This window comes from Paraburkholderia acidisoli, from assembly GCF_009789675.1.
Lineage (GTDB): Bacteria > Pseudomonadota > Gammaproteobacteria > Burkholderiales > Burkholderiaceae > Paraburkholderia > Paraburkholderia acidisoli.
In genome coordinates this window covers 341,015-358,902 of sequence record NZ_CP046913.1, presented here as the reverse complement: position 1 = coordinate 358,902, position 17,888 = coordinate 341,015, and the positions used below count along the sequence as shown (strand labels likewise).

13 protein-coding genes and 1 pseudogene are annotated in these 17,888 nt (G+C 62.4%); 2 read left to right on the top strand and 12 right to left on the bottom strand.

Going from position 1 to position 17,888, the window contains the following annotated elements:
• Positions 1-38: 38 nt before the first annotated feature.
• The 8 genes and pseudogenes from FAZ98_RS01570 to FAZ98_RS01535 form a co-directional block, all read right to left on the bottom strand.
• Positions 39-2,282, bottom strand: a complete 2,244-nt coding sequence (locus tag FAZ98_RS01570; protein ID WP_158948127.1) for an ATP-dependent DNA helicase — start codon at positions 2,280-2,282, stop codon at positions 39-41.
• Complete coding sequence (locus FAZ98_RS01565; protein ID WP_158948125.1) at positions 2,279-2,719, bottom strand: VPA1267 family protein; 441 nt, start codon at positions 2,717-2,719, stop codon at positions 2,279-2,281. Before FAZ98_RS01565 ends, FAZ98_RS01570 begins: the two co-directional genes overlap by 4 nt.
• Entirely contained in the window at positions 2,719-3,153 is a 435-nt protein-coding gene (locus FAZ98_RS01560) for a hypothetical protein (RefSeq protein ID WP_158948123.1), read from the bottom strand. Before FAZ98_RS01560 ends, FAZ98_RS01565 begins: the two co-directional genes overlap by 1 nt.
• Entirely contained in the window at positions 3,150-5,168 is a 2,019-nt protein-coding gene (locus FAZ98_RS01555) for an integrase (protein ID WP_158948121.1), read from the bottom strand. The genes FAZ98_RS01560 and FAZ98_RS01555 overlap by 4 nt, the downstream gene beginning before the upstream one ends.
• The gene (locus FAZ98_RS01550) at positions 5,165-6,709 is read right to left on the bottom strand and encodes a site-specific integrase (RefSeq protein ID WP_158948119.1); all 1,545 of its coding nucleotides are present in this window, start codon (positions 6,707-6,709) and stop codon (positions 5,165-5,167) included. Before FAZ98_RS01550 ends, FAZ98_RS01555 begins: the two co-directional genes overlap by 4 nt.
• Positions 6,684-7,946, bottom strand: a complete 1,263-nt coding sequence (locus FAZ98_RS01545) for a tyrosine-type recombinase/integrase (RefSeq protein WP_158948117.1) — start codon at positions 7,944-7,946, stop codon at positions 6,684-6,686. The genes FAZ98_RS01550 and FAZ98_RS01545 overlap by 26 nt, the downstream gene beginning before the upstream one ends.
• Positions 7,947-8,080: 134 nt before the next feature.
• Positions 8,081-8,626 (bottom strand): single-stranded DNA-binding protein, encoded by a 546-nt coding sequence (locus FAZ98_RS01540; RefSeq protein WP_158948115.1) that lies wholly within the window; start codon positions 8,624-8,626, stop codon positions 8,081-8,083.
• 117 nt (positions 8,627-8,743) lie between these two features.
• A pseudogene (locus tag FAZ98_RS01535) lies at positions 8,744-9,878 on the bottom strand (MFS transporter).
• Between the two features lie 625 nt (positions 9,879-10,503).
• Here FAZ98_RS01535 and uvrA point away from each other — a divergent pair.
• Both uvrA and FAZ98_RS01525 read left to right on the top strand, forming a co-directional pair.
• Positions 10,504-13,416 carry an excinuclease ABC subunit UvrA gene (gene uvrA, locus FAZ98_RS01530; protein WP_158948113.1) on the top strand — a complete coding sequence of 971 codons (2,913 nt, stop codon included), beginning with the start codon at positions 10,504-10,506 and terminating at the stop codon, positions 13,414-13,416.
• Between the two features lie 69 nt (positions 13,417-13,485).
• Positions 13,486-14,592: an AI-2E family transporter gene (locus tag FAZ98_RS01525; protein ID WP_158948111.1), complete on the top strand. Its 1,107-nt coding sequence runs from the start codon at positions 13,486-13,488 to the stop codon at positions 14,590-14,592.
• A gap of 100 nt (positions 14,593-14,692) precedes the next feature.
• Here FAZ98_RS01525 and purU read toward each other — a convergent pair whose 3' ends face one another.
• From purU to FAZ98_RS01505, 4 genes are all read right to left on the bottom strand, one after another.
• Positions 14,693-15,562, bottom strand: coding sequence for a formyltetrahydrofolate deformylase (purU, locus tag FAZ98_RS01520; protein WP_158948109.1), 870 nt, complete (start codon positions 15,560-15,562; stop codon positions 14,693-14,695).
• Positions 15,563-15,621: 59 nt separating this feature from the next.
• The gene (locus FAZ98_RS01515) at positions 15,622-16,482 is read right to left on the bottom strand and encodes an NUDIX hydrolase (RefSeq protein ID WP_158948107.1); all 861 of its coding nucleotides are present in this window, start codon (positions 16,480-16,482) and stop codon (positions 15,622-15,624) included.
• Between the two features lie 61 nt (positions 16,483-16,543).
• Entirely contained in the window at positions 16,544-17,167 is a 624-nt protein-coding gene (locus FAZ98_RS01510) for a LysE family translocator (RefSeq protein ID WP_158951824.1), read from the bottom strand.
• Positions 17,168-17,232: 65 nt separating this feature from the next.
• Entirely contained in the window at positions 17,233-17,799 is a 567-nt protein-coding gene (locus FAZ98_RS01505; protein WP_158948105.1) for an adenine phosphoribosyltransferase, read from the bottom strand.
• Between the last annotated feature and the right edge of the window lie 89 nt (positions 17,800-17,888).

Genomic DNA, 17,888 nt, shown 5'->3' with positions numbered 1-17,888 from the left:
CGTTTATGCAAATGTCAGATTTGAAATTTTGACCGATTTTACGCAGTCTCAGGCGCACTGACTTCGATAGGCTCAAGGTATCTCATTAGAGCCTGCTCCAATGCGACCTTGCGAGTATGTGCCTTGGGAGGTCCAAGCACTGCCTTGCGCGCGGCGGCCATATTGCCCACCAGTAGGACCTGCACCTGCGCGCGGGTGATAGCGGTGTAGAGCAACGTGCGGTCCAAGAGCCGCGAATCCGTCACGGGCACGATGACTCGAGGCCATTGCGAGCCTTGAGCCTTGTGGACGGTAACTGCACGGCCCAGCTCGATATCCTCGAGCATGTCCTCCGTGAACGCGCGGAGAATGCCGTCGTCCCATTCCACCCAAGCGAGAACGGCTGGCGACAGTGCTGACGCCTCCACGGGCGGGGCTTCTACGCGCATGACTTTACCGAGCGACCCGTTTTGCAATGCCTTGTCCCACATATTGCGCGTACATAAGAGCACATCGCCCTGATTGAACCCGCAGTGCTCCGGCCTCTCGAACTCGTCATTCCACCGAGTTACTGCAGCACACCCATTTGTGAAGCGCTCCTGACACAGCTGATTTAGAACTTTCGTTCCCGCCGGCCCATTACGCAACGGAGACAACACCTGAGTGCGCTCAGGGTCCATGGCATACAGTTGGACAACCAGTTCGGCAATCTGCCGGTCGTCGCATGGAATGAAGGCGACCGGGGCGGTGTGGTCGGTTGCTACAGTGGGCCAGTGTCCGGCACGAACCGCCGACGCCACCCTGGCTATCTCACCGCCATAGCGCTTCACGGTCTTCAGCTCTATGGCTGGGATAGCCGCCAGTTGCACGAGGCAATGAAGAACCAACCCGGGTCCAACGGGCATCAATTGATGAGGGTCACCAGCCAACAACAAACGCACATGGGAGGGCAACGCTGCGCAGATGCGACTCATCGAAACGATATCGACCATGCTCGCTTCATCGATAACGAGCACGGTGGGGCCGTCGAAGTCAGCATCTCGCATCGCCTTCAGGAAGCTAGCAATCGTCACGGCCGCGCGGCCGGTTGCCTCCTGCATTCGTTTGGCGGCACGTCCCGCGAGAGCGACCTGGAGAACTCTTACACCCGAACCGTCGTAGATACGGTAGAGCGACTTGAGGACGGTTGTTTTGCCAACACCAGCCCCACCCGTGATGCAAGCGAACGCTTGCTCCGCAGCCAGATGGATGGCGGCCTGCTGCTCCTGATTCAGGCTAATTCCATCTTCAGCCTGAACCGCCGCGATTACCCGGTCTACTGCAGCGCGGTCGAGCAGTTGCTGCGCATCGCTTGTCAGCCGTTCGCAAATCGCTTTGGCCACCTGCCGCTCCATGACCAGCGCGCCTAGCGGCTGCAACCCGAAGGCGCTCTCCACGACGCTGCCATTGGCCAAACCCTCGTCCATAGCTTCGGCAAGCAGGCTTCGCCAGGACACGCCTCGTGATTCGCCGAGAAGCGGGACCACCAGCTTCTCGAGGTCAGACTTGAGCATGGCCGTATGGCCATTGGCAAACATCCGGTAGCATGCTTCCTCGACCGCGCCGCGCAGGCGTCGCGGGTCATCCGCCGAAACGCCAAATCGCGTCATCGCCAGCCGGTCGACATCTGTCCATTTGCCGAGGAAAGAAAGGAGGCGGTAAGGGTCCTCTTCGATGCGGGCCTGCGCCTCGAGGCCAAAGTACCTCGATACCTTGCGACCGACGCTCAAGTCAAAGCCATGCACCTGCAACCACTGAAGTGTCTGCGACTGGCCGTGCTCGGCCCAGGCGTTGACCAGAGTCTGCGCGGCGTCGTCAGTCAACACGTCAACTAACGTCGACGCATCTCCCGCGTCCAAGATGGAATACAGGCGCTCGCCGAATCGCTCCCACAGCCGACGCGCTTTGACTGAACCGAGGCCCTCAAACGCGGGGTTATCGGCTATATATTTGATGATGTGCTCGCCGGCGGGCATCGCGAGATGAACGACGGCAGCTTCCACCTGCCGCTCAAGCAGCTCGAAGCCGTCGACGACGACACGCCGCTCGGTAACCGGACCGCTAACATGCCACCACTGGCCGCGCTCCACACGCGTGGTGCCTAGCGCCGTCCGGGTAGCCTTGATTACGACGTACGCACGCGTGTCAGGAACTGAACCGGTCGCGTCGATTGGAACGCCGGTGAAGATTGCACCGCCGAAGCCGCGAGGATTCTGCGAGCGCACGCCTGTTACCCGGAGCGTCACCGTGACGGCTTCCGTCATCGAGGCAGCCTCCCGGTCTCAGCCAAGGCGTCCTGCAGCACTGAGAAGCGAGCTAACAGCCGCTTAAGCTCGGCGTTTTCCGCGCGCAGGCTAGCGTTTTCTTGCTCCAACCGCGACAGACGCTCCGCATCCCGCGCTGCACGCATGGGTTCAACTCGTCGCACCGGAATGGCTGCGTCAGCCTCCGATTCCCCAACCGACGCGACAGGCGGGAGCACGCCACGCTCTCGCAGCGATGTCTCGAGAGCCTTCAGCGCATCGCGTATGCGAGGATTCTGTGCCAGCGCCGACTTGGCAAAACCACATTCGGCAGCAATTTCCGTCCGTGACAGGACTCCACGTGCCACCATGTTACGGAAGTCCTCATCCGTTTTCGAAGCAGCCCAGGTCGCAAACTTCCGGACGTTTTCTTCCGCCAGTTGCTGTCCGCTCGCCATCACTTCACCCTTTTGGTTCGGTCCCGTTCGGGCTTGGGCAGCGGGGCATTGAGCATAGCCATCGTCACGCCTTTCCGCTCAGCATTGGTTGCCCACGTGACGAACTGCTCGAGGAGTAGCTGATTCTCCTTCTCCAGGCGCTCTACCTTGGCCTTGTAGCGGGCCGCTTGCTCCAGCGCTGCCCGGACCCGCTCATCCCGAGGCTGACTAGGTTCGCCCTTCCACGTACCGCGTAGCGCATCCTTCTTGAGCGAGAAGGCGTTGGCTATTTCCGCATACTCTGCAAACGTGAAGCGTGAATACCTGACGCCGGAGGCCTCCTCCACTGCGTCTAGCAGCAAGTCCCACGTGAGCTTGCCCGTCCAACCGTCAAGGATATCGATTACGACCTTGATTCGCTCTTCGGTCAGGTCGGGCGCGCGAGTCTTCTTCATGGCAGCACGTTTCGCTCAGTGTTCTTGAGGACGTTGACGGGTCGCGCATTGGCATCGGAGATGAGCGGAGCGTTGGCCAGGTCGAGCCGGATTCGAGCGCCAAGCGGCACCGATGGGTCCTCCAGAATGGACAGCATGGCATTGACTCGCTCAAGCGTCTGGGACTGATGCTTTACCCAATTGTCGGCGCCGAACTCCTCGTCGCTCAGGGCTTCTCGAGCCTGGCCGAGCAGGTATTCCGTCTCGCCCTTCAGCAAACGAAGATTGGCTTCCTTGTGTTTTTCGCCCTTGACGCACTCCTGCTCCTCACAGTTCATGCAGTCGCGGTACATCTGGCAAGGTTCGCTGGCAAAGTTGTGGGTGCACCAGCCGTACTCGGTTGTGTGGGCGGCGACGATACCAATTCCCTGGAACTCACTGCGTAAGATGAGCTCCCGTCCGCCCTTGGCCACCAAATTCGAAGTGAACCCGGCCTTCAGAGCCGCACTGATGGGCGCCTGCACCTCGTCCGAACTCATGTGGTCGTAGGCGCGGTTCTGCTTCACGTCCTTGCGTCCAGAGAAGATGGCAATCTCTGTGCTGCTGAGGCCGCCCATCTGGGCGAGCATATTCAGATAGTGTCTCAGGCTATGACTCGCAAGTTCGATAGGCGAGCCGTCGTCTTCCGTGTAGCCGAAACGCTCAAAGATGGAGATGGCGGTAAGGTCGTCCCGGCCACCGAGGCGGTTCAAGATAGTGCTGTAGTCGACGCAGCTGAACATGCAGAGGTAACTTGCCTTCCGAGAATGCACCTCATGGGTCTTTACAAGAGCCATCGCGTCTTCACAAAGGAGCTCGGGGGCTCCCGGAACATAGGGAAACGTTGCCGGTAGCATCGCGACCACCGCACGCTCCACATCGGCGAAACGGTAACCAGTCCGGCGGCCGCTCAGCGGCACTCCGGCAAGTTGATTGGTTCGTGCCCAAGTGCTCGCGGAGTTCCTCGACTTCTTCGTAGTGCCGTCGCCCCATAAGACTAACCCCAGCTCCTCGGCTGTCAGCACCTCTTGGTCACGGAGGTGCGCTGCACCCTCATGCAGGTACAGCTTCCCAGGGTTTGCGGTGTACCAAGTTGCAATCTGCTGCGCCGACGCGGTCACCTTTAGCAGGTTCGCGACGGCCTGCCTGGCGACCGGCGCCATCTCGGACGGAAGCCATTTCGTTGTGTCGTCAAATCCTTTGGAACCTGGCCATCGCACCCCTAGCTTGCCGAGAAATTCGCTTTCTCCCTCAACGATACAATTGCGCTGCAGCCTGAGAACCTCATTGATACGTTCTGGCGCACAGACCATCAACGCGGTGTAGCTGGACACCAGCAAATCCGGCGTTTCAGTAGCCTGATGGAAGATGCCGGCCAGCGCGCGAAGCGCCGCTGCCGAAGGCAGCTTCTCCTGTCGCGCGGCCAAGGCCTCCTTCGATATTCTGGACCCCAGCTCCTGCGGCTTTTTCATACCGTGAAACCACGGATGTCGTAACGAAATGAAGCCGTTGGAGTTCATCAGCTCCGCAATCATCTCGAGCTGCCCTGCAATCCGGTACGCAACTGTTGGCGAAACCTGCTTCTTGGCCAGTTCCACGGCAGTGTCCAGCACATCAGGGTTCACCGCCGTCGGCCTGGAGCCCTTGCTCCACTCTCGCAACGCGGCCTCCAAACATCGAAGAGCCGCGATGCGGTTACCTTTGGAGGTGACCGGCCGCTTATCTTGAAGATAGATGAGAGTCGCCTTCGCGAAGTCCAGAAACGGATGCGGCAAACTCGGCTCGGGCTTGTCTTCGCGGGACGCTTCGAGGGTGCTGAACACGGCCCGATTTACTTTGTTTTGCCCTTTGAGGTATCCAACATCCCAAACATTCTTATCGAACTGCCCCCGCGCGCCCAGCACGTCCGAGTTCCTGCAAAGCGCAATGAAGGCCTCGAGATTGACCTGCGGCCTCAGTTCAGCACGCGGCGTAAAGTGGAGAACTGCGACGCTCACGAGGTCGTCTCCTGCTCACGCTGTGCCCATACCACGGCACATTCAGCAATCACCTCTTGGACCGCCAGAATGGCGTCGTCGTTGATTGCTGCAAGCCTCTCGTCGCTTACCCACTTTTCGCGCTCAACCTGCAGGCGTAGAAGCACCTTTTGATGAGGGGCATTGAGCCATGGCTCGAATTTGAAACAGGTGTAGCACGCAACCGGCTTGTTGAAGGCGCATCCGCTACCCTTGCCAGCGCAACTACCGACCGGGTCCTTCGAAACCCGAAAGTCAATGATTCGGCTTCCAGGCGCGTCTTTGTAAGTCGAATGCTCCTCCCCCTCCACCAACTGACCTTTGAAAGCGCGAGCAAGAGGAGCCAGTTGGGCGCCTATCGCCTTGTCGATGTTCTCGACAATTTTGGGCGAAGCCTGCACGTAGACGCCCACGTGCTGGAGGTCCGCGTGCCCCAGCCGGTCAGCGATGACGGTCTTGCTCGCGCCCTCTTCTGCGAGGCGTACACCGAAGGTGTAGCGAAACCGCCTGGGCACAACTGGAATAGGCGAGAACGCGAGGCGCTCAGTAGGCGGGGCAATGGCGTGCAAACTTTTGCTAAATATTCTCGAAAGCGCGGGACTGGTGCAATGACCAAGGAACAGGTCGGCTTCCGCACGGCGGTTTTCAGATGTGCCCAGCATCATTACGATGCTCTCTGGAAACAGTGCCGAATCGTCACCGTGCCCTAACATGTTGAGGTCAGTGATGTACTCTTGGGCGAGCCGCCCCGTCTGAGGGCTCAAATCAAACTCTTTGAAAGACGTGCGAGCGTGCGCCTCGCGCGTCTTTGCTTGAGGGAGAAGAAGCGCGAACGAGCCGTCTCGGACAGTCAGGTCTTTAACTTTCAACGACGCATACTGTGAGATACGACCTCCGCAGGCAAAGAGTAGCCGAGTTAGCACGGCAACCCACTTGGGCACGTCACCCGTGCCATACGCTGCGTCAACGGCCTTATACAGCGCCGTGTATTCTGCTTCGGTAAAAGGCCCCTCCTCAGGGTCTCGGGTGAGAACTGCTTTTCCCTTAGTGTTGCCCGGCTTACGCCGCTCACGCAAATACTTGATGCAATCAGGCTCGACGCCGGGAATACGTAGTGCACCCCACTTTTGTAGCAGAACGTTCAACCTCCCCACGCGCCATCGCTCGTGCTCATCGAGGCGCGCCGCATAGTTCCCAACGTCCGCAGCCGTGATAGTCGGAAGAGGAATCGCCTCGTCTCTGAGCGAGAGAAAGTGTACGAACTCTTGGAAGAGATTGGACAAATGGCTCGCAGAGCTGCTTTTCGCAAAAAACAGAAGCGCGTGCTTTAATGGCTCTCGAAAGAATCTGTACTGACCAACGAACCTGCGGTAGTCCAAGCGAAGCCCGAACGGCCCATCAACCCAAGCCCAAATATCGTCGTTCGGATTGAATGCAATGCCCCGTCGTGTGAACGCTGTGTTCGGCAATGGAAGCGCGAGTGGGGTTGAGAGGTCTTCATTTATCTTGTTTGAGTTTTTCATCGAGTCGCTCTTGCAGCTTCAGTGCAACCTCTCGCCCTTTGCGGGCGGTATGTCGGCGCGTGTAAGTGGCGGCCATCGCCGAGTTATCACTCCAGCCCTGCTGGGCATTGCGGGCCTTTTCTTCGACCGTATCGGTTAGCCCGAGCGCCTCGGCCTGCTCGGAGAATCGGTCGTTCCAGGTGTGACGCATGACGTGGCTCGTCAGCCTCACCGGCAAACCTGGACACGCCGTGCGCAGCTGTGCGAACAGCTTGTCGATGCTGGACTCCGATAGCGCATCGCCCTCATCAGAGACTATGATTTGCGGAACCTTCCGGGCTGCCTTGATTGCGCGACGTTCTGTGTTGATGAAGCTCCACAGCCTCCTCATGATGGCGGGTCTGAGCTCAATCTCGCGGTCGTTCGTTTTGGTATTGGCTTGAATGCGACGAAGGTCCTCTGCAGCGTCCGCACGGCGGATGATGCGCAGCTTCGGCTGGCTAGGGTTCAGGTCCCCAATCTGGAGCCCCAGGAGTTCTCCGCGCCGCATCCCGGTTGCCAGCAGGAGCACAACAATCAGCCAGTTACGCAGACGGACGAAACCGCGCTCCCACGGATTATTGGGTGATGCGGGATGAACGACAGCGAGAACTCGCTCCATCTCCTCTTCACTCAGACCGACGCGGGCATTTAATTTGGCTCGCTTTGGAACCTTCGGGATGTTTGCGCGGAATGCCGTAAGAGCATCTTCTTTCTCGGCCTTGAGGGACCTGCGCTCAGACTGTGACAGCGTGCTTCCGACATAGTCCGACAGGAAATTCAGAAAGTCGGCCATGTATCGGAGCCGGGAGGCTTGCGTCGCAACATCAACCGCTTCACGCTCCGTCTCGCCACTCTTCCGGCGGAGTCGGACTCGCAGCAGATTTATGACATTGGACTTGCCCTTGTCTGCTTCGTCCGCATCGAGGTCATCCATTCGATACTGAACAGCAGATGCGAGCCGGTTCAGTTCGGGGGCAGTTAGGAAATGCCCGGCGGCCAATCGCCCGAGCAGGGCCACCTTTGTTTTATCGAGTTCTCGGTACAGCAATGCCAAGGTCAGGCAAACAAAGTGAATGGTGTTTGCTGCACGCCCCTTCCGTCTGTATTTGTCCAGGTACAACGTAACTTCGTGGACCGGAAGTCCATAGGGAACCTGGAGAACCGAAAGGCGTTCTCCATTCTGAAAACGAACCCGCATAGCAACGTACTCGGCCATCAACCCACCATTTTCGCCTAGTAAGGGTTAAGCTTTTGACGAATTAAACCACGAGAAAAAGTGTTGGTAAAGGAAAAAGCCCGCCTCCTCGCGGAGTGCGGGCTTTAATCAACAGAAAATTTGTTTTTTCTGGTCTAGAACGGAATATCGTCGTCCATTTCGTCGAAACCGCCGCCAGCCGGCGCGTTCGAACGACCGCCGCCACCGCCGGCGTTGCCGCCCGACGAACGCGGTGCGCCACCACCACCACCGCCGCCGCCCGAAGCCCGGCCGCCGCCGCGCGGCGCCGACTGCTGGCTGTAGCCGCCGTCGTCGCCCATGTCGCCGCCGCCCGCCGAGGCGCCGCCGCGGCCGCCCAGCATCTGCATCTGGTCAGCCACGATTTCCGTCGAGTAACGGTCCGTGCCGTCTTGCGCCTGCCACTTGCGCGTGCGGATGCGGCCTTCGATATACACCGACGAGCCCTTCTTCAGATATTCCGAGACGATTTCGGCGAGACGGCCGAAGAACGCCACGCGGTGCCATTCGGTCATTTCCTTGAATTCGCCGGACGCCTTGTCCTTGTAGCGGTCCGTCGTTGCCAGGCGGATGTTCGCCACGGCGTCGCCGCTCGGCAGATAGCGCACTTCCGGCTCGGCGCCGAGGTTGCCGACGAGAATGACCTTGTTCACGGATGCCATGAATTTCTCTCCTGTTGATTCCGTTGAGAGGAGCGGCCGCGCGGCGCGCGCATCATGCGCTTTCGCCCGGTGCGGACCGCCTCCGCGAATGTCGTTAATGCGAACGCTGGGTTCGGATCAGGCGCGCTTGAGCGGCACCTTCATATTGGCCGCGATTATAAGCCAGCACAATACGAGCCCCGAACACGCGTAAAACACCGTACTGGCGCCGTCGTGCTTGAGCAGCCAGCCGCCCACCACGCCGCCGAGCGCGAGCCCGAGCGACTGCGTGGTGTTGTACACGCCCGTGGCCGCGCCCTTGCGGTTGCCCGGCGCGAGCTTCGAGACGAGCGAAGGCTGCGACGCCTCGAGGATGTTGAAACCGAGGAAGTACACGAACAGCACCGCCGCCACGATTGCCAATGTATGCGCGAGCGAGCCGAGCAACAACTGGCCGATCAGGATAAGCGCGATTGCCGAGACCACCACGGCCTTCATCTTGCCGCGCTTCTCCGCGGCGATGATGGCGGGCACCATCAGCACGAATGAGAGGCCCATGACCGGCAGATACACCTTCCAGTGCGAGGCCACCGGCAGACCGGCGTCGACGAGCAGGCGCGGCACCACCAAAAACAGCGCGGTCTGCGTGGCATGCAGCACGAGCACGCCAAAATTCAAACGCAGCAGCTCGACGTTGTGCAGCACCTCGGCGAACGGCGCGCGCACGTGCACGGGTTTGCTGGGCGCGTCGGGGACGACCCAGATCACCACGCCCACGGCCAGGGATCGAGAACACGCCGACCAGCGCGAACAGGCCGCTCATGCCGAGCCAGTGGAACACGATGGGCGCGCCCACGATGGCCACGGCGAACGACATGCCGATCGAGCCGCCCACCATCGCCATGGCCTTGGTGCGATGCTCCTCGGAAGTCAGGTCGGCGATGAACGCGAGCACCGCCGACGAGACCGCGCCCATGCCCTGAATGACGCGCCCGACGATGATCCACACCATGTCGTGCGCGCCCGCGGCCACGAAGCTGCCGATGGCGAAGATCACGAGGCCCGTGGCGATCACCGGTTTGCGGCCAATGCGGTCGGAGACCCAGCCGTAGAAGATGTACAGGAGTGACTGCGTGACGCCGTACGCGCCGAGCGCGATGCCGACGAGCAGCAGGTTGTCGCCGCCGGGAACGGTTTTCGCGTAGACCGAAAACACCGGCATGATCATGAAGAGGCCCAGCATGCGCAGCGCGAAGATCGCGGCGAGCGACACGGTCGCGCGCACTTCGGGCGCGCTCATGCGTGTGGAGGTGGCGGGTGAATTGGAGGACATCGGAGCGTGGTAAATGTGGTTCGCCGCTGCCGGCTCACGTGAGCGGGCGAAGGCGAGCTTCGTTGTTGCCGCGGCGGTCTTGCATGAACGGGAACGAAGGTGGCACGAAATAACGGATGATGCGACGGGAACGCCGCGCGAACACGAACGGTAGACGAGACAGGCGAAGCGCGTGTGTATCGCATGTATCGCGTGCATCACTCGTATCGCTCACAGCGGGCAAAAGCACGCGGGTCTTGCAACGCGAACGAGGCACCCCATCTGCGAAAGTACCGTGCCCGGGTTGAGACACGAGCACCATGCAAACCCGGCCCGCGAATCACACGATGCGCACGATGCCGCCCGTAGCGCCCTCGACGACCGGCGGTTGCCGCGCTCGTGACGCAACACCCGTCTCGACGCCGAAGCCTCCCGTAGCCCTGCTGTGGACCCTCGTGCCGAAAGCCCGCCAATACCGGCTTTCAGGCAGGTTCAGGCGCCTTTCGAAGACCGTCGGCAAGCCATAACGGCGGTCTGGAAAAGTCGTTATAGTAGCAGGTTTAGCCCCCCTTTCTCCCGCAGGTTCATGGAACAAATCCGTATCCGTGGGGCCCGAACCCACAACCTGAAGAACGTCAATCTGGACCTGCCGCGCCGCCAGCTCGTGGTGATCACCGGGCTTTCGGGCTCGGGCAAGTCCTCGCTGGCGTTCGACACGCTCTACGCGGAAGGCCAGCGCCGCTACGTGGAGAGCCTGTCCGCCTACGCGCGCCAGTTCCTGCAACTCATGGAGAAGCCCGACGTCGACCTCATCGAGGGACTGTCGCCGGCCATCTCCATCGAGCAGAAGGCCACCTCGCACAATCCGCGTTCGACGGTCGGCACCGTCACCGAAATCCACGACTACCTGCGACTTCTTTACGCACGTATCGGCACGCCGTACTGCCCGGACCACGAAATTCCGCTGGAGTCGCAAAGCGTCTCGCAGATGGTGGACGCCGCGCTCGCGCTGCCCGAAGAGACCCGGCTGATGATCCTCGCGCCCGTGATCGTGGACCGCAAGGGCGAGCACGCCGAACTCTTCGACGACATGCAGGCGCAGGGTTTCGTGCGCTTCCGGGTGCGCTCGGGCGGCGGCACGGCCAACGAGGGCGAGGCGAAGATCTATGAAGTGGAGTCGCTGCCCAAGCTCAAGAAGAGCGAGCGTCACACCATCGACGTGGTCGTGGACCGCCTGAAAGTGCGCCCCGACATGAAGCAGCGCCTCGCGGAATCGTTCGAAACCGCGCTGCGTCTTGCCGAAGGCCGCGCCGTCGCGCTCGAAATGGACACGAACAAGGAGCATCTGTTCAGCTCGAAGTTCGCCTGCCCGATCTGCTCGTACTCGCTGCCGGAACTGGAGCCGCGCCTCTTCTCGTTCAACAACCCGATGGGCGCGTGCCCCGAGTGCGACGGCCTCGGCCAGATCACGTTCTTCGACCCGAAGCGCGTGGTGGCGCACCCGTCGCTGTCGCTCGCGGCGGGCGCCGTGAAGGGCTGGGACCGGCGCAACCAGTTCTACTTCCAGATGCTCCAGAGTCTCGCGGCGTTCTTCGATTTCGACATCGACACCGCGTTCGAGGACTTGCCCGAAAAGGTCCGCAAGATCCTGCTCTACGGCTCGGGCAAGCAGGAAATCCCGTTCTCGTATATCAACGAGCGCGGCCGCACCTCCGTGCGCGAGCACGTGTTCGAAGGCATCATCCCGAATCTCGAGCGCCGCTACCGCGAAACCGACTCGGCCGCGGTGCGCGAGGAACTCGCGAAATATCAGAACAATCAGGCCTGCCCGCATTGCGAAGGCACGCGCCTGCGCCGCGAGGCGCGCTTCGTGCGCATCGGCACGAATGCGGGTGGCGAGCAACAGGCGCGCGCCATCTACGAGATCAGCGGCTGGCCGCTGCGCGACGCGCTCGGCTATTTCCAGACGCTGCGCCTCGAAGGCGCGAAGCGCGAGATCGCCGACAAGGTGGTGAAGGAAATCGTCGCGCGCCTCATGTTCCTCAACAACGTCGGGCTCGATTACCTCTCGCTGGAACGCAGCGCGGAGACGCTCTCGGGCGGCGAGGCGCAGCGCATCCGGCTCGCCTCGCAGATCGGCTCGGGCCTCACGGGCGTGATGTACGTGCTCGACGAACCGTCGATCGGCCTGCACCAGCGCGACAACGACCGGCTCATCGCCACGCTCAAGCATCTGCGCGACCTCGGCAATTCGGTGATCGTGGTCGAGCACGACGAAGACATGATCCGCATGGCCGACTACGTGGTGGACATGGGTCCGGGCGCGGGCGTGCACGGCGGCATGATCATCGCGCAGGGCACGCCGGGCGAAGTCGAGCACGATCCGGCCTCGATGACCGGGCAATATCTGTCGGGCGCGCGCCGCATCGAATACCCGGACGAGCGCAAGGAAGCCGACGAGCGGCGCCTGCGTATCGTCGAGGCGTACGGCAACAACCTCAAGCACGTGACGCTCGACCTGCCCGTGGGTCTGTTGACCTGCGTGACGGGCGTTTCGGGCTCGGGCAAGTCCACGCTCATCAACGACACGCTCTACAACGCCGTCGCGCAGCATTTGTACGGGTCGTCGGCGGAACCGGCGCCGTTCGAGGCGATCGAGGGCATGGAGCATTTCGACAAGGTCATCAACGTCGACCAGTCGCCGATCGGCCGCACGCCGCGCTCGAATCCCGCCACCTACACGGGCCTCTTCACGCCCATCCGCGAGTTGTTCGCGGGCGTGCCGGCGGCCAAGGAACGCGGCTACGAGTCGGGGCGCTTCTCGTTCAACGTGAAGGGCGGCCGCTGCGAAAGCTGCCAGGGCGACGGCGTGCTCAAGGTGGAAATGCACTTCCTGCCCGACGTCTACGTGCCTTGCGACGTCTGCCACGGCAAGCGTTACAACCGCGAAACGCTCGAGATTCAGTACAAGGGCCGGAACATCAGCGAAGTGCTCGACATGACGGTGGAATCCGCCTACGAGTTCTTCAAGGCGGTGCCGGTGGTCGCGCGCAAGCTGAAGACCTTGCTCGACGTGGGCCTCGGCTACATCCGGCTCGGCCAGTCGGCCACCACGCTTTCGGGCGGCGAGGCGCAGCGCGTGAAGCTTTCGCTGGAACTTTCCAAGCGCGACACGGGCCGCACGCTGTATATACTCGACGAGCCGACCACGGGCCTGCACTTCCACGACATCGCGTTGTTGCTGGAAGTGATCCACCGGCTTCGCGATCAGGGCAACACGGTGGTGATCATCGAGCATAATCTCGATGTAATCAAAACCGCCGACTGGGTCGTGGACATGGGCCCCGAAGGCGGCGCGGGCGGTGGGCAGATCGTGGCCCAGGGGACGCCCGAACACGTCGCGAAAGCGAAGGCCAGCTTCACGGGCCGCTATCTGGCGCCGCTGCTCAAGCGTCAGATGGCTGCGCTGGACACGGCGTCGACGGCTTCGGGCAAATAGAACCAGTCGTGGCAACAACGAATCGGGCGCCCTCGCGCGCCCGAGGTCTGGAGACGGAAAAGATCCAACATGGGTAAGCGCAACGAAGCGACCGACACGACCGGCTCCACGGGCGACAAGCAGCAGGTGCGCGATCTGCGGCCGCGACCGGTCAGGCTCACGAGCGACATGAGCCTGCCGAAGCTGTCGGCGGTGGAAATCGGCAGCTATCTGGCCGCGGTCGCCGGCATGTTGGCGATCCTGCATCTGAACCTGCTCGGCGCCCTGCTCGCGGGCATGCTCGTCTATCAGCTCGTCCACACCATTTCGCCGCTAATCGAGCGGCGCATGTCGAGCAGCCGCGCGCGCTGGCTCTCGGTCGTGCTGGTTTCGGTGGTGATCGTGGGCATCCTCACCGGTCTCACGGTGGGCGTGATCGAGCAGTTCGAGAACGACGTGCCGAGCGTGCAGAAGGTCATGGCGCAAATGATGACCTTCGTCGATCAGGCGCGCGGGCGCATTCCCGACCCCATCGCGGCCTACCTGCCCGTGGACGTCGCGCAGATGAAGCTCAAGGCGCTCGCGCTCATGCACGAGCACGCCACCCAGCTCGGTCAGGGCGGCAAGAACGCCGCGCGTATCGTCGGCCATATCGTGATCGGCATGATCATTGGCGCGATCGTGGCGATCGGCGCGCAGAAGAACGCCACGCGCCTGCCGCTCTCCACGGCGTTCGTCACGCGGGTGGCGCGTTTCGCCGACGCGTTCCGCCGCATCGTGTTCGCGCAGGTGAAGATCTCGGCCATCAACACGGTGTTCACGGGCCTGTTCCTGCTGCTCGTGCTGCCCATTTTTCACGCACCGCTGCCGCTCGCGAAGATGCTCGTGGTGGTGACGTTCGTGGTGGGCCTCCTGCCCGTGATCGGCAATCTGATCTCGAATACGCTGATCGTGGCCATCGCGCTCACCGTGAGCCTGCCCGCGGCGGTCACGGCGCTCGCCTTCCTGATCCTCATTCACAAGCTCGAATACTTCCTGAACGCGCGCATCGTGGGCGGCCAGATCGAGGCGCGCACGTGGGAATTGCTCGTGGCGATGCTGGTGATGGAAGCCGCGTTCGGCCTGCAAGGCGTGATCGCCGCGCCCATTTTTTACGCATATATCAAGCGCGAGCTGATTTATCTGCGGCTGGTTTGAGCCGCCGATCTCGTCGCCGGACGAAAAAAATGGCCCCTCGAGGGGCCATTTTTCATGGTGCTTCAGAAGCTGACGGGATCAGCGGCACATCAGCGACACATCAGCGGAAAACGACGGTCTTGTGGCCGTTGAGCAAAATACGCTGCTCGACATGCCATTTCACCGCGCGCGCGAGCGTCACGCATTCGACGTCGCGACCGATGGCCGTGAGCTGGTCCGGCGTCATGTTGTGATCCACGCGCTCGACTTCCTGCTCGATGATCGGGCCTTCGTCGAGATCCGACGTCACGTAGTGCGCCGTGGCGCCGATCAGCTTCACGCCGCGGTCGAACGCCTGGTAGTACGGCTTCGCGCCCTTGAAGCTCGGCAGGAACGAGTGATGGATGTTGATCGCGCGGCCTTCGAGCGCGCCGCACAACTGCGGCGAGAGGATCTGCATGTAGCGCGCGAGCACCACGAGATCGGCCTTCTCGTTGTTCACCACGTCGAGCACGCGCGCTTCCTGCGCGGCCTTGTCCGCCGCCGTGCCGCCGAGCAGCGGGAAGTGGTGGAACGGGATGTTGTAGCTCGCGGCGAGCTGATAAAAATCCTTGTGGTTCGAGATGATCGCCGGAATCTCGATCGGCAGCTGGCCCGTGCGGTAGCGGAACAGCAGGTCGTTCAGGCAGTGACCGATCTTCGACACCATCAGCACCACGCGCGGCTTCACGTTCGCGTCATGCAGCTCCCAGCGCATGCCGAACTCCTGTGCGAGCGGCGCGAACAGCTCGCGCAGGCCCTCGAGGCCCGGGTCGCCGCCCACTTGCTGGAAGTGCACGCGCATGAAGAATTCGCCCGTGTGGCTGTCGCCGAACTGGGCCGAGTCGAGAATGTTGCTGCCGCGCTCGAACAGGAAACCCGACACGGCATGCACGATGCCCGGCCGGTCGGCGCACGACAGTTTGAGGATGAAGCTGTGATCGGTCGACATGACCTTGGTAACTCCCATCTATGACCCGGTATTTCAAAGGGTTTGGTGAAAACGCCCTTTCACAGCGTCGGTGGTTCGAAGATCGCGGCAATGCCTTCGCACGCGTCTTCGTCGATCCATTGGCGGCGCAGCAGGCAGTCGAGCGTCGCGAGGCTCGCGTCCACCGTCATCGCGCCTTCCTCGATCCAGCGCGCCGTTTCGTCGATGCGCGCGAGGCGGTGCTCGCCCACTTCGCCGTCCTGATTGAGCGGCACGAAGTCGGCGGGCAACGCGAGATCGTAGATGAAGATCTGCTCGGCCTGGGTGCCTTCGGGCAGCGACTGCAACACGTGCGCCGTGCGGCCCGCGCGCGCCGTGCGCGCGAGATCGGCGGCAATGCCCGCCTCTTCCCAGCATTCCTTCACGAGCGTGGCCTCGACGCCGAAGCCCCAGCCGATGCCGCCCGCGACCACGTTGTCGAGCATGCCCGGGTCGGTGGCCTTGGTGCCGCTGCGCCGCGCGATCCACAGTTGCGGCGCGCCGGAATCGCCATATTCTACGACGCCGTTCACGTGCACCGCGTACGTCATCGTGCCGAAGAAGCGCGAGGCGGCGCGCTCGATGTAGGCGAGCGGCGGTGCAGCGAAGGCGTTGCGGATCGCGTAGGTTTCGTTGCGCCAGCCCGGAATGCGGCCTTCGGCGGCCAGCGCGCCGATCACCGAGGCGAGCGCCGCGCTGCGCGCCGTCACGGTGTCGAACTCGCTCGCGAGCGAGACGCGCGCGCTGCCGGCGTCGCCGTCGATCTCGAACACGTCGGGCCAGCGCGCGAGCAGCGCGACATCGTCCTCGCGGATCCAGCCAACGCGTTCGTCGCCGAAATGAAACGGCAGGTGCGCGCTCGCGTCGAAGCGGCGCGCGGCAATGATGCAGGGCAAAGTCATCGTGGATGGCTCCTGGTGACGCCGCTCGGTGAAATCCCGGTGAGGTTTCACTGCGCGCGAATTAATCGCGCAACGCGACGCGAATGCCGATTGCGATGAAAGTCAGTCCAGCCAGGCGGTCGAGCCACACGCCCGCGCGCGGCCGGCGCTTCAACCAGCCGCCGATCGCGCCCGCGCAGAGCCCGAAAATCGAGAATACGACGAGCGTCTGAGCCATGAACACGAGGCCCAGTTCCAGCATTTGCAACGTGACGGGCTGCGCGCCGCGCGCGCCGGTCGTGTCGATGAACTGCGGCAGGAACACCACGAAGAACAGCGTGACCTTCGGATTCATGACGTTGCCGAGCACGCTCTGGCGAAAGATCGCCGACAGCGGCTGACGCGGCCGGTCGCCCGCCGCGGCGAGCCCCTGGCTGCGCAGCGCCTTCACGCCGATCCAGATCAGGTAGGCGGCGCCCGCGAGCTTGAGAATCTGGAACGCGACCGGCGAGGAGCGCAGCACCGCCGCCACGCCGAGCGCGGCGAGCATGGTGTGGAACGTCACGCCCGCGGCAAAGCCGAGCGCGGCGACGAGGCCCGCGGCGCGGCCCTGCGAGATGCCGCGCGCGAGCACCTGAAGATTGTCGGGGCCGGGCGCGAACGTGATCGCGATGGAGGTGGCGAGGAAAAGCGCGAAATTCGGCATGGCTTGTTGATGATCGCTGCGGTGGCTCGATGCGTTGACGTGATGCGTGGACGCGCGGCGTGCGCTCAATGGCCGCCGAACGTGGTCACGGTGAAGAGCGGGAGACCCGCTTCGTCGAGCATCTTCGAGCCGCCCAGGTCGGGCAGGTCGATGATCGCCGCGCCTTCCACCACCGTCGCGCCGAGGCGTTCGAGCAGCAACTTGCCCGCCATCATCGTGCCGCCCGTGGCGATCAGGTCGTCGACGATCACCACGCGGTCGCCCTTGCCGCACGCGTCCTCGTGAATCTCCACGGTCGATTCGCCGTATTCGAGCTTGTAGGTCTCCGCGACCGTCTTGTACGGCAGCTTGCCGATCTTGCGGATCGGGATGAAGCCCACGTTCAGTTCGTAGGCCACGATCGGCCCGATGATGAAACCGCGCGCGTCGAGGCCCGCGACGTAGTCGAGCCTGGCATCGACATAACGCTCCACGAACAGGTCGATCAGCACGCGCAAACCCTTCGGATGACCGATGAGCGGCGTGATGTCGCGAAACTGCACGCCCGGCTGCGGCCAGTCGGGCACCGTGCGAATGAGGCTGTGCACGAACTGCGCGGGATCGGCGCTCGGGTTCGCGGGTGCGTGGGACATGGTTTCTCCGGGGGCTCTGACTAACTGTATGGATGAAAATGATGCGTAAAACGGGGCGGGATTCGCCACGCGTCTCACGGCGCGCCCCA

Coding starts and splice junctions, on each gene's coding strand:
- FAZ98_RS01570 (WP_158948127.1), bottom strand. CDS start 2,282: ATGACGGAAGCCGTCACGGTGACGCTCCGGGTAACAGGCGTGCGCTCG.
- FAZ98_RS01565 (WP_158948125.1), bottom strand. CDS start 2,719: ATGGCGAGCGGACAGCAACTGGCGGAAGAAAACGTCCGGAAGTTTGCG.
- FAZ98_RS01560 (WP_158948123.1), bottom strand. CDS start 3,153: ATGAAGAAGACTCGCGCGCCCGACCTGACCGAAGAGCGAATCAAGGTC.
- FAZ98_RS01550 (WP_158948119.1), bottom strand. CDS start 6,709: ATGAAAAACTCAAACAAGATAAATGAAGACCTCTCAACCCCACTCGCG.
- FAZ98_RS01545 (WP_158948117.1), bottom strand. CDS start 7,946: ATGGCCGAGTACGTTGCTATGCGGGTTCGTTTTCAGAATGGAGAACGC.
- FAZ98_RS01540 (WP_158948115.1), bottom strand. CDS start 8,626: ATGGCATCCGTGAACAAGGTCATTCTCGTCGGCAACCTCGGCGCCGAG.
- uvrA (WP_158948113.1), top strand. CDS start 10,504: ATGGAACAAATCCGTATCCGTGGGGCCCGAACCCACAACCTGAAGAAC.
- FAZ98_RS01525 (WP_158948111.1), top strand. CDS start 13,486: ATGGGTAAGCGCAACGAAGCGACCGACACGACCGGCTCCACGGGCGAC.
- purU (WP_158948109.1), bottom strand. CDS start 15,562: ATGTCGACCGATCACAGCTTCATCCTCAAACTGTCGTGCGCCGACCGG.
- FAZ98_RS01515 (WP_158948107.1), bottom strand. CDS start 16,482: ATGACTTTGCCCTGCATCATTGCCGCGCGCCGCTTCGACGCGAGCGCG.
- FAZ98_RS01510 (WP_158951824.1), bottom strand. CDS start 17,167: ATGCCGAATTTCGCGCTTTTCCTCGCCACCTCCATCGCGATCACGTTC.
- FAZ98_RS01505 (WP_158948105.1), bottom strand. CDS start 17,799: ATGTCCCACGCACCCGCGAACCCGAGCGCCGATCCCGCGCAGTTCGTG.